This window comes from Pseudomonas sp. NPDC089407 (assembly GCF_044900445.1).
Taxonomy (GTDB): Bacteria; Pseudomonadota; Gammaproteobacteria; order Pseudomonadales; family Pseudomonadaceae; genus Aquipseudomonas.
The window spans coordinates 42,132-56,554 of the sequence record NZ_JBJDNB010000045.1; the positions used below are offsets into that span (position 1 = coordinate 42,132).

At 63.0% G+C, this 14,423-nt stretch carries 12 protein-coding genes and 1 pseudogene; 9 read left to right on the forward strand and 4 right to left on the reverse strand.

Translation table 11 applies throughout. The annotated features are described in order from the left end of the window. Positions 1-25: 25 nt before the first annotated feature. Complete coding sequence (gene rapA / locus ACI2KG_RS26330) at positions 26-2,872, reverse strand: RNA polymerase-associated protein RapA (RefSeq protein WP_404663867.1); 2,847 nt, start codon at positions 2,870-2,872, stop codon at positions 26-28. A 151-nt stretch (positions 2,873-3,023) separates the two neighbouring features. On the opposite strand from rapA, the gene ACI2KG_RS26335 reads away from it, so the two are divergent. The 8 genes from ACI2KG_RS26335 to ACI2KG_RS26370 all read left to right on the forward strand — a co-directional run bounded on the left by ACI2KG_RS26335 (position 3,024) and on the right by ACI2KG_RS26370 (position 8,563). Further along, the gene (locus ACI2KG_RS26335; RefSeq protein ID WP_404663868.1) at positions 3,024-3,719 is read left to right on the forward strand and encodes a M949_RS01915 family surface polysaccharide biosynthesis protein; all 696 of its coding nucleotides are present in this window, start codon (positions 3,024-3,026) and stop codon (positions 3,717-3,719) included. A gap of 63 nt (positions 3,720-3,782) precedes the next feature. Beyond that, a complete protein-coding gene (locus ACI2KG_RS26340) occupies positions 3,783-4,112 on the forward strand; it encodes an aspartate-semialdehyde dehydrogenase (protein WP_404663869.1) in 330 nt (109 codons plus the stop codon). A gap of 67 nt (positions 4,113-4,179) precedes the next feature. Continuing rightward, positions 4,180-4,341, forward strand: coding sequence for a hypothetical protein (locus tag ACI2KG_RS26345; protein WP_003254864.1), 162 nt, complete (start codon positions 4,180-4,182; stop codon positions 4,339-4,341). 135 nt (positions 4,342-4,476) lie between these two features. Continuing rightward, the gene (ccoM, locus tag ACI2KG_RS26350; protein ID WP_003254862.1) at positions 4,477-4,593 is read left to right on the forward strand and encodes a cytochrome c oxidase subunit CcoM; all 117 of its coding nucleotides are present in this window, start codon (positions 4,477-4,479) and stop codon (positions 4,591-4,593) included. 263 nt (positions 4,594-4,856) lie between these two features. Then, complete coding sequence (locus tag ACI2KG_RS26355; RefSeq protein WP_404663870.1) at positions 4,857-6,845, forward strand: FUSC family protein; 1,989 nt, start codon at positions 4,857-4,859, stop codon at positions 6,843-6,845. After that, entirely contained in the window at positions 6,832-7,038 is a 207-nt protein-coding gene (locus tag ACI2KG_RS26360; RefSeq protein ID WP_400615015.1) for a DUF1656 domain-containing protein, read from the forward strand. The genes ACI2KG_RS26355 and ACI2KG_RS26360 overlap by 14 nt, the downstream gene beginning before the upstream one ends. A gap of 12 nt (positions 7,039-7,050) precedes the next feature. Next, entirely contained in the window at positions 7,051-7,920 is an 870-nt protein-coding gene (locus tag ACI2KG_RS26365) for an efflux RND transporter periplasmic adaptor subunit (protein ID WP_400615017.1), read from the forward strand. 313 nt (positions 7,921-8,233) lie between these two features. Then, entirely contained in the window at positions 8,234-8,563 is a 330-nt protein-coding gene (locus tag ACI2KG_RS26370; protein ID WP_404663871.1) for a DUF2025 family protein, read from the forward strand. A 90-nt stretch (positions 8,564-8,653) separates the two neighbouring features. Here ACI2KG_RS26370 and ACI2KG_RS26375 read toward each other — a convergent pair whose 3' ends face one another. Then, the gene (locus ACI2KG_RS26375) at positions 8,654-11,239 is read right to left on the reverse strand and encodes an EAL domain-containing protein (RefSeq protein WP_404663872.1); all 2,586 of its coding nucleotides are present in this window, start codon (positions 11,237-11,239) and stop codon (positions 8,654-8,656) included. A 50-nt stretch (positions 11,240-11,289) separates the two neighbouring features. Beyond that, a complete protein-coding gene (locus ACI2KG_RS26380; RefSeq protein ID WP_404663873.1) occupies positions 11,290-12,372 on the reverse strand; it encodes a diguanylate cyclase in 1,083 nt (360 codons plus the stop codon). A 120-nt stretch (positions 12,373-12,492) separates the two neighbouring features. On the opposite strand from ACI2KG_RS26380, the pseudogene ACI2KG_RS26385 reads away from it, so the two are divergent. Beyond that, positions 12,493-13,145 (forward strand): annotated as a pseudogene (locus ACI2KG_RS26385) (MBL fold metallo-hydrolase). Positions 13,146-13,148: 3 nt separating this feature from the next. Here ACI2KG_RS26385 and ACI2KG_RS26390 read toward each other — a convergent pair. Continuing rightward, a complete protein-coding gene (locus ACI2KG_RS26390; RefSeq protein WP_404663874.1) occupies positions 13,149-14,045 on the reverse strand; it encodes a formate/nitrite transporter family protein in 897 nt (298 codons plus the stop codon). Positions 14,046-14,423 lie beyond the last annotated feature (378 nt).

A 14,423-nucleotide genomic window follows, 5' to 3' on the forward strand; every position in this document is an offset into this window, starting at 1 on the left:
CAAGGGCAGCAGGGCCTGACTTGAGTTAACCAGCCACCAACACGCGAATGGCTTCCAGGCGCAATGCCGCTTTTTCCAGCATGGCCAGGCCGTCTTCGCGCTGCTTGCGCAGGGCGTCGATTTCGCTGTCACGCACGCTGGGGTTGACTGCTTGCAGGGCGACCAGGCGGGCCAGTTCTTCGTCGGCCTCGGCGACCAGGCGGCGCTGGGCTTCGGCCACGCGCTCGACATGGGTTGGCAAAATCTTCTCTTCGCCACCACTGATGCGCTTGGCCAGCACGTCGCGCTGGGCCTGGACGAACTTGTTGGCGCTGGCACGCGGCACGCTTTCAAGCTGATCGTTAAGGGTTTCGAAAGCCACGCGCGATGCCAGGTCGTTGCCGTTGGCATCGAGCAAGCAGCGCAGCGCCGCCGGCGGCAGGTAGCGGCCCAGTTGCAGGCTGCGCGGTGCTACCACCTCGCTGACGAACAGCAGTTCGAGCAGCACGGTACCCGGCTTGAGCGCCTTGTTCTTGATCAGCGCGACGGCGGTGTTACCCATCGAGCCGGACAGTACCAGGTCCATGCCACCCTGCACCATCGGGTGCTCCCAGGTCAGGAACTGCATGTCTTCACGCGACAGCGCCTGGGCACGGTCATAGGTGATGGTCACACCTTCGTCGTCGCCCAGCGGGAAGCTGGCGTCGAGCATTTTCTCGCTCGGCTTGAGGATCAGCGCGTTCTCGGAATGGTCTTCGCTGTCGATGCCGAAGGCGTCGAACAGGGTCTCCATGTAGATCGGCAGGGCAAACTGGTCGTCCTGTTCGAGAATGGCCTCGACCAGCGCTTCGCCTTCACCGGCACCGCCAGAGTTGAGCTCCAGCAGGCGGTCGCGGCCGGTGTGCAGCTCGGCTTCCAGGCGCTCGCGCTCGCCACGGGCGTCGGCCACCAGGGCATCCCAAGCCTTGCTGTCGCCACCTTCAAGCAGCGGCAGCAGGCGCGGGCCGAACTGGTGCTGCAGGGCGTTGCCGGTCGGGCAGGTATTCAGGAAGGCGTTGAGGCCTTCGTGGTACCACTGGAACAGGCGCTGCTGCGGGCTTTCCTGCAGGTACGGGACATGCAGCTGGATGGTGTGCTTCTGGCCGATACGGTCGAGGCGGCCGATGCGCTGCTCGAGCAGGTCGGGGTGGGCCGGCAGGTCGAACATCACCAGGTGATGCGAGAACTGGAAGTTGCGGCCTTCACTGCCGATCTCGGAGCAGATCAGCACTTGGGCGCCGAATTCTTCATCGGCGAAGTAGGCGGCGGCACGGTCACGCTCAAGAATGCTCATGCCTTCATGGAATACCGAAGCCGGGATGCCGGAGCGCACGCGCAGTGCGTCTTCCAGGTCCATGGCGGTTTCGGCGTGGGCACAGATCACCAGCACCTTGGTGCGTTTGAGCATTTTCAGGGTGTCGATGAGCCAGTCGACGCGCGGGTCGAACCGCCACCAGCGCTCGTCGTCGGCAACATCACCCTGGGCCTGGAAGGCCACTTCCGGGTACAGCTCGGCCTTTTCACCTGGCGGCAATTCGCGGTATTGCTCGGGCATGGCCACCGGGTAGGGGTGCAACTGGCGCTCAGGGAAGCCCTGGACCGCCGCGCGGGTGTTACGGAACAGCACGCGGCCGGTGCCGTGGCGGTCGAGCAGCTCGCGGATCAGCCGTGCGCTGGCCTGGGTGTCACCGTCGCTGACCGCTGCCAGCAGTGCTTCACCTTCGGCACCCAGGAAGCCCTGGATGGTGGCGTGGGCCTTGGGCGACAGGCGGCCTTCGTCGAGCAGTTCCTGTACGGCTTCGGCCACCGGGCGATAGTGCTCGCTCTCGGCGCGGAAGGCGGCCAGGTCGTGGAAACGGTTAGGGTCGAGCAGGCGCAGGCGGGCGAAGTGGCTGTCCTGGCCAAGCTGCTCGGGGGTGGCGGTAAGCAGCAGCACGCCCGGGATCACCTGGGCCAGTTGCTCGACCAGGCCATATTCGGCGCTGACCTGGTCTTCGTGCCAGACCAGGTGGTGAGCTTCGTCGACCACCATCAGGTCCCAGCCGGCGGCAAACAGCGCGTCCTGGGCCTTTTCGTCGTCCACCAGCCATTCCAGGGCAACCAGCGCCAGCTGGGCATCCTCGAACGGGTTGCTGGCGTCGCTTTCGATGAAGCGCTCGGCGTCGAACAGCGCCACTTGCAGGTTGAAACGCCGACGCATTTCCACCAGCCACTGGTGCTGGAGGTTTTCCGGCACCAGGATCAGTACCCGGCTGGCACGGCCCGACAGCAGCTGGCGGTGAATGACCAGGCCGGCCTCGATGGTTTTACCCAGGCCCACTTCGTCGGCCAGCAGTACCCGTGGGGCGCTGCGGTCGGCGACTTCACGGGCGATGTGCAACTGGTGGGCGATCGGTTGTGCGCGGCAACCGCCCAGGCCCCACAGCGCCGACTGCATCTGCTTGCTGGTGTGCTGCAGGGTGTTGTAGCGCAGGCTGAACCACGACAGCGGGTCGATCTGCCCGGCGAACAGGCGGTCACTGGCCAGGCGGAACTGGATGAAGTTCGACAGTTGGGTTTCCGGCAGGGTGCGCGGCTGGTTCTGCCCGTCCAGGCCGTGGTAGACCATCAGCCCGTCGATGTCCTCGACCTCGCGGACGGTCAGCTTCCAGCCTTCGAAGTGGGTGATCTGGTCACCTGGCGAGAAGCGCACGCGGGTCAGCGGCGCATTGCGCAGGGAATACTGGCGGGTGTCGCCAGTGGCCGGGTAGAGCACGGTCAGCAGGCGGCCATCCTGCGCCAGGATGGTACCCAGGCCGAGCTCGGCTTCGCTGTCGCTGATCCAGCGTTGCCCCGGTTGATACTGCTGCGCCATACTGCCTGAACTCCCGCGATGAAAAAGCCGGTTATGTTAACGGATCGGCCGGTCAGACCAAAGCACTGAGCGCACCGAAAGGTGCCGAAAGCCATCAGTCTAGTCGTTTCATCGCCCTGTACCGCACCGCCGACGAGGGCCCTGCACTACCATGTCTGCCAAGCACAGCTGGATCAGCGCTTCCATGGTTGCGGGCAGCCTGTTGCTGCTGACCGCCTGCGAGCAGAAAAACTTCGAGACGCTGCCCCCCATTCCGACGGAGCAGCTTGAGGCGTTGGGCGTGCAGACGCCGATCAAGAGCGTGCACTTTCGTGACCGCGATGGCGAAGGCGTGTTGGTACTGAGCCGCAGCGATGGCCAGGCCAGCGACCCGGAAAGCGAGCAGGAAGTGGACAAGGTCGTGCTCAAGGCCACCTTGTACGGGCGCGCCGCCGATAGTGATGCCTTCAAGGCACGCTGGCAGATCGAGCAGGAAACCACGTGCCCCGGCCTGGACCTGGACGTGGACTTCTATACCGACGTCAGTGATGTCAGCGACCTGAACAAAGATGGCGTGGCCGAGGTGACGGTTGCCAGCCACGCCTTCTGTGGGGGTGGTATCGACCCGCACGACATCGCCATCGAGATGCGTGAAGGCCAGGCCAGCTACACCATCACCGGCCAGTCGCTGATCACCCCGGCGGGCGAGGAACCGGTCGGGGGCGAGCGAGCGGACAGCGCCTCGCTAAAAAACGCCCCGCAGGCATTGCGCGATCATATGGATGCGGTCTGGCAACAGGTTTACAAGCGGCCCTGGAGCGAGGCTAGCCCGCCCAGTGACGACGACCCTGACGACGAAACCGAGTAACGGTTGTCCAAGTCATCAAGGTAACCACGCGCCTGCCGATACAGTGGGCACAGGAGAACGTCCATGCTGCCACCGATCATTCCGCTTAGTGCCGCCCCGGTGACCTCGCAACAGGACCCGGTCAAGCCAACCCCCGACATCAAGCCGGTGGTGCCGGCGCAGCCTGCGTCCGGCGAAAGTGCCATCGACCTCAAGCAGCAGCGCGACCCTCAAGAACAGGCGTTGCTGCTGCGGGACGAGCAGCGCCGCCAGCAGCAACGCCGCCAGCAGGGCGGGGCAAGGGACTACAGCGCCGAGCCTGGCGATGAGGTCAATGCCGACAATACCGTGCCGGTGGCACCCTTGCTGGACGAACCCAGGCGCCAGGGCTTGTTGGTGGACATCGAAGTCTGACGCGGGGCTGGTCAGCGCCAGCGCCTGGCTTCATCATGCACCTCTCAGTTGATCGTCGAGCCCACCCATGAGCCAAGACAACCTCATCGATTTCGATGCCGAACGCGCCAAGCGCGTTCATGACCTCAAGGAAAAGCGCCTGAACGAAATGCGCAACGCGTTCGAGCAGGCCCTGCCGTTGAGCACCAGCAAGAAAAAGAAGCCCAAGGGCAAACCGAAGAAGCGCTGAAATTTGACGCAGGTCAACCCTGCACCCGCCTCGCGTGCCCGGCCCCGGGCACCATTGACCCCGATCAATTTTCTCACCCCGCACATTGGTTAACTTACTCCCATCGGACAACGGCAAACGAATGGGGAGGCCAGCATGTTCTTCGACAATGTGGTTATCGCCGGTGTGGTAACGGTCGGGTTGATGGTTGCTTTCTTTGCCGGTCTGGGCATTTTCATCTGGAAGGACTCGAACAAGCGCAAGCCGCGCTGACCTTTCGGGTACACGAGCACGCAAGGCATTTAGGGCGACTTCGGTCGCCCATTTTTTTGCCTGGGATTTCAGTTTTGCCTGTATCGCGGCTTCACGGGTTGTAGGGGGTCCTTTGTAGGAGCGGGTTCACCCGCGAATAGGCCAGCCCAGGAGACCCCAACCCCCAAGTAAAGATGATTAGCTAGCTAATTATTCGTTTCCACTTTATCCTCCCCACTATTGTCTATCTTTTCAGTAAGACCATTCCCCGCAAGGTCCGCGTCGTGCCCATCACCTTTCAGGCCCTGTTCGCCCCCAGCAGCCTCGCCCTCAAGTTCGCCATCAAGACCGTGCTGGGTGGCGGCCTGGCGCTGTGGTTGGCGATGCGCTGGGGTCTGGAACAACCATCATGGGCACTGATGACTGCTTTCATCGTCGCCCAGCCGCTTTCTGGCATGGTGGTACAAAAGGGCCTGGCGCGGTTGGCCGGTACCTTGGTCGGTACCGTCATATCGGTGCTCTTCATTGGCCTGTTCGCGCAAACCCCGTGGTTGTTCCTGCTCACCCTGGCCCTGTGGCTGGCGCTGTGTACCGCAGCGTCCACCCAGCTGCGCAGCGCCTGGGCCTATGCCTTCGTGCTGGCCGGTTACACCGCTGCAATCATCGCCCTGCCGGCCATCGACCACCCGCTGCAGGTGTTCGACCAGGCGGTGGCCCGTTGCACCGAAATCTGCCTGGGCATTTTCTGCGCCACTGCCAGCAGTGCCTTGCTATGGCCCATGCGGGTGGAGCAGCAACTGGGCGGGCAGGCGCGGCAGGCCTGGCAGAACGGCCTGCAGGCCGCCAGCGCCATGCTCGGCGGTGAAGACGAGGCGCGCAAAGGCTTGCTGGAGAGCCTGGGGCGTATCGTTGCCATCGACAGCCAGCGTGAACATGCCTGGTTCGAAGGCAATCGCGGGCGGCAACGCGCCCGTGCCATCCGTGGCCTTAGCCAGAAGCTGATGGTGCTGCTGCGCATTTCCCGCTCGGTACGCCGCCAGTGGCGGCAGCTGGATGAGCGCGAGGCCGAACACCTCACGCCCTGGTTGCTGGAAGTGCGCGCGTTGTTGGGCAAGCCCGACCAGCCCAGCCTGTTACTGCTGCGCCAGCGCATCTGGGATGCCGCTCACGATGAGCAGATCAGTTCGGCGGAGCATTTCTGCCTGGCGCGCATGGCCCTGCTGCTGGATTACGCCATGGCTGCCAGCCAGGCGCTGGACGATGTTGAGGCGGGCAGGGCGCCGAAAGACATGGCCCAAGGCCTGGCTGCGCACCGCGACTGGTCGCTGGCCTTGTTGTTCGGTTCGCGTAGCGCGCTGGCCTTTCTGGTAATGAGCGGTTTCTGGCTGGCCACCGCCTGGCCTTCGGCGCCGGGTGGCCTGGTGCTGACCTGTGTGGTCTGCAGCCTTTTTGCCAGCCGGGAGAACGGCGCGCAGATTGGCCTGAGTTTCTTGCGCGGGATCTTCCTGGCAATACCTGCAGCGTTTCTGGTCGGGCAGATTCTGCTGCCGCAGTGGAGCAGTTTCGCCATGCTTTGCCTGGGCATGGGCGTGCCGCTGTTTCTGGGTGCGCTGGGCATGGCCCACCCACGTACCGGGGCCACGGCCACCTCGTATTGCCTGCATTTCATCGTGTTGGTGTCGCCGCTTAACGCCATGCAGTTCGGCGTGGCAACCATGCTCAACAGCGCCCTGGCCATGCTGGTGGGGGTGTCGGCTGCGGTCATGGCGTTTCGCTTGTTGGTGTTCCGCCACCCTGCCTGGCTTGGCCGGCGCCTGCGCGCAGCCACCCAAAGCGACCTGGTACGCCTCACACGGCGTGAACTGCGCGGGGCCGACACCTGGTTTGGCGGGCGCATGGCCGACCGCCTGATGCAACTGGCGCGGCATGCCAGTGAACTGCCGGAAGGCGAGCGCAAACGCTGGGATGATGGCCTGCACGGGCTGGATATCGGCGACGAACTGGTGCACCTGCGCATGTGCCTGGCCGTCGCCCAAGCGCCTTTGGGCCGGGCCGAGCGCGACTATTTGCAGCAAGTGGAGGCGGTGCTGGCCAAGGGGCCTGCAGCCGGGCGTGGACAGCACCTGGACAGTGCCAGCGAGCAGTTCATTGCCGCTTTGCGCCGGCTGCCATCGAGCGACCCGTTGCGGCTGGCCGAGGGCGCGGTGCTGCAACTGCAGAAAAGCTGGGGCAAGTGGTGCCGCTGGCAGGAGGAAGCCCATGGGGTTGCGTGAGTGGGAAGTGGGCGGCGTGCTGCTCAGCCCGTTTCTGCTTTATGTATTGCTGGCGCTGGCGCTGACCGGCCTGCTGCGCCTGCTGGTGCAGGCTACGCCGTTGGGGCGCTGGATCTGGCATGAAGCGCTGTTCGACGCGGCGTTGTTCGTTTGTGTGCTGTTCCTGGTGGTACGCCTGCTGGGAGCTTTATAAAGGAGTGTTTCGATGCGTGCGGCTGTACGTACCCTGGTAACCCTGTGCGTGGTGGCACTGGCCGTGTTGGCCGGCTATCAGCTGTGGCAGTACTACATGCTTACCCCCTGGACCCGCGATGCCCGCGTGCGCGCCGATGTGGTGGTGATCGCCCCAGACGTGTCCGGCTGGGTGCGCGAGCTGAAGGTGCACGACAACCAGCAGGTCAAGGCGGGCGACCTGTTGATGAGCATCGACCGTGAGCGCTTCCAGGCCGCTTTCGATCAGGCCAGTGCGGTGACCGAAACCCGCGCCCAGCAACTGCGGCTGCGCGAGCGTGAAGCGGCCCGGCGAACCGCCTTGGGGCCGGAGGCGATCAGTGCCGAGCTGCGTGAAAATGCGCAGATCAATGCGGCCATCGCCCGTGGCGAGTTGCACGAAGCCGAGGCACAGTTGCAAGTGGCCAAGATTAACCTGGCGCGCAGTGAAGTGCGGGCACCGCGCAACGGGCATATCACCAACCTGCGCCTGGCCCAGGGCAACTATGTGAACACCGGTGAAGCGGTGATGGCCCTGGTGGATGACGCCACCTTCTATATCCAGGCATATTTCGAGGAAACCAAGTTGCCGCGCATTCGCGTGGGCGACACGGTGAACGTCTGGCTGATGGGGGCGGGCGAGCCGATGCAGGGGCATGTGGAGAGCATCAGCCGCGGTATCACCGACCGCAACAGCAACCCGGACAGCCAGTTGCTGCCGGAGGTGGAGCCGACCTTCAACTGGGTGCGGCTGGCACAGCGGATTCCGGTGAGGATTCGACTGGACCAGGTGCCGGAGGGGGTAGTCCTGAGTGCCGGGATGACAGCGAGTGTGCAGGTGCATGAGGGCCGAGACCGGGAGTGAGCGCCCAGGGGGCTGCTTTGCAGCCCAATCGCGACACAAGGCCGCCCCCACAGGGGATTGCGGTCTCCCTGTGGGAGCGGCCTTGTGCCGCGAAGCGCCGCCCGCGCGGCGCTCGATCGAATAGGCGCTGCTAAAGGCATGAAGAACACCTTGCCATTTCTTGACTGATCGGCATTGCTGCGGCCTGTGATTGAGCAAGGTCATGGCGCATGGGTCGCCACCTGCATTAGGCTGACCGCTGCGAGTTGCCCGGCAGAGGCGACCCAATTCCGCCCGGCGTGCGTATCTTCCATTTTCATTGCGAGGTTGCGACATGGCCATCACTTCCCAGGACATCTGCAATGCTGCCGACCAGCTCAAGGGCTTTGTCGGTTTTCACGGCAAGCGCGGCGTTCATATCGTGCGGTTTTCCGAAGACGCATTCGGCATGGATGTGGCCGACGACAGCATCACGCCTTGTAACGAGTTTGTCTGGCGGCCTGAGCAAGGGCCGCGCATGGCGCTGTGTCGCGAACGGCTGGCGCTGTTGCTGGAGCAGCATGTGGATGACCGCCTGAACATCGGTGAGCCGCTACGCGCCTACCTGCGCCGCAGCGACCTGCCGGAGATCGTGGCCGAGCGCAACCTGCAGCCGCCGTGCTGAAATTCCCTGTAGGAGCGGCTTCAGCCGCGAAGAATCCAACGCGGTGCGTGATGGCACCGGCTGCGCCGGTGTTCGCGGCTAAAGCTGCTCCTACAGGGGGTGAGCGCTGCTTTGAGAGGGGCGCTGCAACAGGGCCGCCACTCCCGCACTGTCCAGCGGCCGGCTCAGGTAATAGCCCTGCACTTCGTGGCAGCGGTCCTTTTGCAGCACCTTGAGCTGCTGTTCGCTTTCCACGCCCTCGGCCGTCACCGTCAGCCCCATCGCCTCGCCCAGGTTGATGATGGCCTGAACCACTGCACGGTCACTGCCGCCGTTGTTGGTCAGGCCGCTGATGAAGCGCTTGTCGATCTTGATGCTATCGAATGGGTAGGTTCGCAGGTAACCCAGCGATGAATAGCCGGTACCGAAGTCGTCCATGTTCAGCCGCACGCCCAGTTCCTTGAGCGACAACATGGTGCCCAGCGCGCCCTCGATATCGTTGAGCATCACGTTCTCGGTAATTTCCAGCTCCAGGCGTTGCGCCGGGAAGGCAGTGTCCAGCAGGATCTCGCGTACGTCGGCCACCACATCGCTGCGCAAGAACTGCGCGGGTGACAGGTTTACCGAAACCAGAATGTCGGCGGGCCAGTCATGGGCCGTGCGGCAAGCTTCACGCAGCACCCAGCGGCCCAGCGCCACAATGATGTCGCTCTGCTCGGCCAACGGAATGAAGGTGTCAGGCCCCAGTAACCCCTCCTGTGGGTGCTGCCAGCGTAGCAAGGCTTCGACCCCGACAATGCGCAGGTCGCTGAGGCGGTAGCGCGGTTGATAGTGCAACTCGAACTCCTGGTCGCGCAGGGCCCGGCGCAGGTCGTTCTCCAGTTGTCGACGGTACTGGATCTGCTGGTTCATTTCGGCTGCGAAGTAGCGCCAGGTGTTCTTGCCGTCGGCTTTGGCCTGGTACAGGGCGATGTCGGCGCAGCGGATCAGCTCGCCGGCATCGAAGCCTTGGGTACGGGTCTGGGCGACGCCGATGCTGGCGCCAATGTGCAGGGGCTGGCCGTCGAAAACGACGGGTTGCTGCAGCAGGCCGATCAGGCGCGCGCAGAATCGGTCGATCTCGCTGCGGTTATCCATGCCGCTGAGTACCAGAATGAACTCGTCGCCGCCCAGCCGCGCAACCAGGTCACCGTCGCGTGTGGTGTCGCGCAGGCGTGTGGCCACCTCCTGCAGTACGGCATCCCCGGCGGCATGGCCGAGCGAGTCGTTGATCGGCTTGAAGTTGTCCAGGTCCAGCAACAGCAAGGTCAGTGGCGGTGAGTCACTGCCGCGCAGCACGGCCTGCTCCAGGTGCCGGGCCAGCTTGTTGCGGTTGGCCAGCCCGGTCAGCGGGTCGTGCAGCGACAGGTGCTGGATGCGCGCGTGGGCGTCGACTTCGTCGGTGATATCGCTGGCCGTACCGCGAAACCCGATGGCCTTGTCGTGATACCAGATGGCGCGGGCAGAGACCCGGCAGTAGCGGTTCTGGCCGTTCTGGTCGCGGTAGGTGCAACGCAGGTTGGCCAGTTGCTGCGGGTCGGCAGTAGCCAAGGCATCCAGCCAGGGTGAAAGGGGCGTGGTATCGCAGGCCAGTAGCTGGTTGAGCGGGTGCCCCAGCCAGTCATCTACCGCGTAACCAGTGACATTGGCAAAACGTTGCGACAGGTAAGTCAGGCGTTGTTGCCGATCGGTTTCCCAGATCCAGTCGGATGCCGACTCGGCCACTGCGCGAAAACGTTGCTCGCTGGCCTCCAGGGCCTGATTGCTCTGCTGCAGGTGCACAAGCGTCAGGCCGATCGCCCGCGAACTGCGCAAAGCATGGCGGCACAGGTAGAGCAATACCAGGCCAAGGATCAGCAATGCACCCAACAAGGCCGGCAGCACCGCCCGCAGCAGCTGGCGCCCCGGTAGCGGGCTGCTCCAGGAAAGGTGGTAGCCGGTGTCGCCCAAGTTGATGCGCAGGTGGTGATGTTGCTGCCGGTCTTCCTTTTCAACGTGCATGCCGGCAAGGCCCGCACCTTTGCCCAGTTGCGCCAGCTTGTCTTCGGTGAGCTGGTCGACGAACAGCATGACCGGCGCCTGGCTTACTTCGTCGCCTGTAACCTCGCGGTCCGGGCGTATGGCTGCGGCACTGAGCACGGCCGGCCAGCCATTGAACAGTACGAAGCGGGTTATCTGCTCCCGGAGGATAGCCGCCGCACGTGCCTGATCGATGATCGGCTGAAGCGGTGCATCCATATAAGTGCTGGCGCCGGCCTGGCTGGGCTGGCCTTTGAACAGGGCATAGGTGGTACGGTCGTTTTCCACCACGAACACGCCCTCGTAGCCACTGGCGCTGTACAGCGACTCACCGACGTTCTTTTGTTCATAGGCCCATTGCCAGTCGGCCTGGCCTTTCAGGTGTTCGAAGGCGGCATCCCAAACGGCATAACTGGACAGGAACTGGCGCGAGGCGAGCAGCCGTTGTTCCAGCGCCTGGTTGGCATGGAAGGCGCTACGCTCGCGCTCCTGCCGGTCAAGCGTGGCGGCGATATTGAACAGCACACCAAGAATGACCAGGCAGGCCAGGCCGAACACGATGCTGAAACCGGCGATCAGGTGGCGTACTTGAAAGCGTGGGGCGGGGCTGGCGGGTGGAAGGTTGGCGGTCCTGGCCATGCGGAGCGGCTCCTTCAGGCAACCTCCCGCCAGGCAATCAGGCAGCAGGTTCAATCAGGATAGGCCAGCTTGAGCGCGGCAGCCTCACCTCGGGCGAAATTGATCTGGTCGCGGCCAGCGTGCTTGGCGGTGTAAAGCGCCCTGTCTGCCTGTTCGAGCCAGTGCTCGGGGGAAGCGAGGCCGGGTTCGAAGGGTGACAGGCCGATACTCAGGCTGATGCGCAGGTGTGGCAACTGCGGGTTGCGGTAGCCGGAAACCTGCTCACGCAGGCGCTCCATGGCGAGGCAGGCCTGGGCTTCGCTGGTATCGGGCAGGATGATGCAGAACTCGTCGCCGCCATAACGCCCGGGTTGGTCGCCATCGCGCAGGTTGCGCCGCAGTTCGGCGCCGAGCTGGCGCAGGACACAGTCGCCGACCACGTGGCCGAAGGTATCGTTGATGGTCTTGAAATGGTCGATGTCGATCAGGGCAACTACCGCGTGCCCTTGTTGCTGCTTGCAGGCTTGGTACTTGAGCAGCAACAGGTCTTTCCAGGCACCGTGGTTGAGCAGCCCGGTCAGGCTGTCAGTCAGGCTCAGGGCGCTCAGCCGGCGTTTATGGTCACCCAGCTTGATTGCCAGTTGGTAGCACACCCAACCCAGGGCCAGCGGGTACAGCGTCAACATGGGCAAGCAGGCGTAGACCTGCAGCGGGGTGGCGGTCAGTTGCAGGCCAGGGCCGAGCAGCAGGCTGGCGACCAGCATGCCGGCCAGTTGTGCCAGTACCCCGCGAACGACCATGCGCTTGCCGCCAGCAGCGACGTTATTCATGGTCATCATCGACAACACGGTCACGCTGGGAAGCGGGTTGAAATGCATGGCGGCGGTCCAGAAACCGCCCATCAGCGAGTCCAGTAGCAGGTTGCGTTGTTCTGCCTGGTACGGTGCTGCCGAGCGGGCAGCCCATAGGTAAGCCATGTGTGGCCACAGTAGGCCGTTGTACAGCACCAGCACCCATACCCAGGTGGGAGGCGACTGCGGCGCAATGCCTGCCATGACACTGAACAGCCCGATGCCCATGCCGATGACGCGCGGCAGGTAGATGCGCTTGACGAATGAAAGGCCTTTGCCGCTACGGTTGTCGATCATGGTCATGTGCTTCTGCCGGGGTACCGTTTATCGCATAACTTGTATGAATATTGTTGAACAGTGTTTCATCAACGAAAAATGACCTTACAAGCCAATTCACGGTTGATCCGATCACTGTGGGGTAACATGAAGGCTTTCCTGCTGCTCGGAGTGTTGCTCATGGTTCCTTTGGCCAATGCCGCCGGTGAACCGGCGCCACAGCGGGAAGGGCGTTTTCACAACCAGGCGCTGCTGCCGCAGGACGGTGTGTTGAAAAAGCTGCGCATCGGGCTGAAATACCTGTTCCTGCGTAAGCCGCCGGACACCCGCCCGTCCACGCCGATGAGCCTCCAGCCCATGACCCGTCAGCAAGTGCTCGATGCGCCTGACCACAGCTTGTGGCGCCTGGGCCATTCCACGGTATTGCTCAAGTTGCGGTCAAGCAGATTGGTGAGCGCTTTGGTCCGTTTGATTTGACCCTGATGGAGACCGGTGCCTACAACGTTGCCTGGCCGGACGTGCACATGCAGCCAGAGCAAAGCCTGCAGGCCCACCTGGATTTGCGTGGGCGCTGGATGCTGCCGATCCACAACGGCACGTTCGACCTGTCCCAGCACGGCTGGCAGGAACCGTTCGAGCGTATCCTGGCGCTGGCCAACCAGGCCCAGGTGCGGCTGAGTACGCCGCAGATGGGCGAACGGGTCAGCCTCGACTCGCCGCATGCCGGGCAGAACGGGTGGCAGCCGCGGCCTGTGCGTCAGCGCGGCCAGGGGCATGAGCGAACGATAGCGGCGCGTTGAACGTCACTCCGCGCTGTTCTTGCTCTGCCTGGGCTGTGCTGGGTCGTCCTTTAATAGCCGCGAAGGTGGTTTGCCACTGTCACTGCGTACTTGTGCATGGCTGATCAAGCCAAAGATGAAGCTGCCGCCAATGATGTTGCCCGCCAGCGTCGGCAGGGCAAACTGCAGCCAGAAGCTGCGCCAGGTTTCATCGCCGGCCCAGACCAGGTAGGACACCTCGACTGAACCCACTACTATATGGGTGAAATCGCCGAGGGCCATCAGGTAGGTGATCATCAGGATGATCCAGATCTTGGCGTGCTCCATTGACGGGATCATCCAGACCATGGTGGCGATCATCCAGCCCGAGACAATGCCCTTGGCGAACATCTGGCTGATGTCGTTCTTCATTACCTTGCGGCCAATCTCTAGGAAGGCCACATCGGTCTTGCTGTCGAAGATTGGCAGCTCCAGCATTACCCAGGCCACCAGCAAGGTTCCGGCCAGGTTGCCGAACAGTACTACGCTCCACAGCCGCAGCAGTCGGCCAAAGTTGGCCAGGGTAGGGCTGGTCATGACCGGCAGGACGGCGGTGAGGGTGTTTTCGGTAAACAGTTGCTGGCGGGCCAGGATCACAGCGAGAAAACCGGCGCTGTAGCCGATGCTGGCGACCACCTGGGCACTATCGCCTTCCGGCAGCCGCGCATAGAACAGCCCCATGGCCATCAACGACAGGCCCATGGACAAGCCAGCGGCCAATGCCGACCACCACAATGCGGCAAGGGTGCGCTCCAGTTCCTGATCGCCCTGGTAGCGAATGATCTCGTGCAGCACTGCCGCCCGCGGCGGCTGGTTGTGGCTGACTTCCTGCTCTTCGTCTGCAGACAGGCCCGGGGTTTTCTCGCTTTGCGCATCGCTCATGGCCGCTACGCTCCGTTGGGGGGATTCTCTACAGATTCGCGGCGCTTTCATTAGTTGCCGGGTGACGGCGAAACGTTTTCGAAAGTTTTTTAGATCAAGGTGTTGACTCTAATTCCAAAGCGCGTATTATTCGCCTCCTCGCAGCGATGAACGCTTCGGGGCAAGCGGTAAGTTGTTGAAGTTGTTAGCTTTCGAAAGAAAGCGGTGGTAAAAAACTTCAAAATAAACGCTTGACAGCAAATGAGGAAAGCGTAGAATGCGCGCCTCGGTTGAGACGAAAAGTTCTTAACCAAACGCTCTTTAACAAATTGAATCAAGCAATTCGTGTGGGTGCTTGTGAGTACGGACTGATAGTCAAAAAGATTATCAGCATCACAA

Excerpts from the sequence above, each read along its gene's own strand:
- rapA (WP_404663867.1), bottom strand. The coding sequence starts at position 2,872 with ATGGCGCAGCAGTATCAACCGGGGCAACGCTGGATCAGCGACAGCGAA.
- ACI2KG_RS26335 (WP_404663868.1), top strand. The coding sequence starts at position 3,024 with ATGTCTGCCAAGCACAGCTGGATCAGCGCTTCCATGGTTGCGGGCAGC.
- ACI2KG_RS26340 (WP_404663869.1), top strand. The coding sequence starts at position 3,783 with ATGCTGCCACCGATCATTCCGCTTAGTGCCGCCCCGGTGACCTCGCAA.
- ACI2KG_RS26345 (WP_003254864.1), top strand. The coding sequence starts at position 4,180 with ATGAGCCAAGACAACCTCATCGATTTCGATGCCGAACGCGCCAAGCGC.
- ccoM (WP_003254862.1), top strand. The coding sequence starts at position 4,477 with ATGTTCTTCGACAATGTGGTTATCGCCGGTGTGGTAACGGTCGGGTTG.
- ACI2KG_RS26360 (WP_400615015.1), top strand. The coding sequence starts at position 6,832 with ATGGGGTTGCGTGAGTGGGAAGTGGGCGGCGTGCTGCTCAGCCCGTTT.
- ACI2KG_RS26365 (WP_400615017.1), top strand. The coding sequence starts at position 7,051 with ATGCGTGCGGCTGTACGTACCCTGGTAACCCTGTGCGTGGTGGCACTG.
- ACI2KG_RS26370 (WP_404663871.1), top strand. The coding sequence starts at position 8,234 with ATGGCCATCACTTCCCAGGACATCTGCAATGCTGCCGACCAGCTCAAG.
- ACI2KG_RS26375 (WP_404663872.1), bottom strand. The coding sequence starts at position 11,239 with ATGGCCAGGACCGCCAACCTTCCACCCGCCAGCCCCGCCCCACGCTTT.
- ACI2KG_RS26380 (WP_404663873.1), bottom strand. The coding sequence starts at position 12,372 with ATGACCATGATCGACAACCGTAGCGGCAAAGGCCTTTCATTCGTCAAG.
- ACI2KG_RS26390 (WP_404663874.1), bottom strand. The coding sequence starts at position 14,045 with ATGAGCGATGCGCAAAGCGAGAAAACCCCGGGCCTGTCTGCAGACGAA.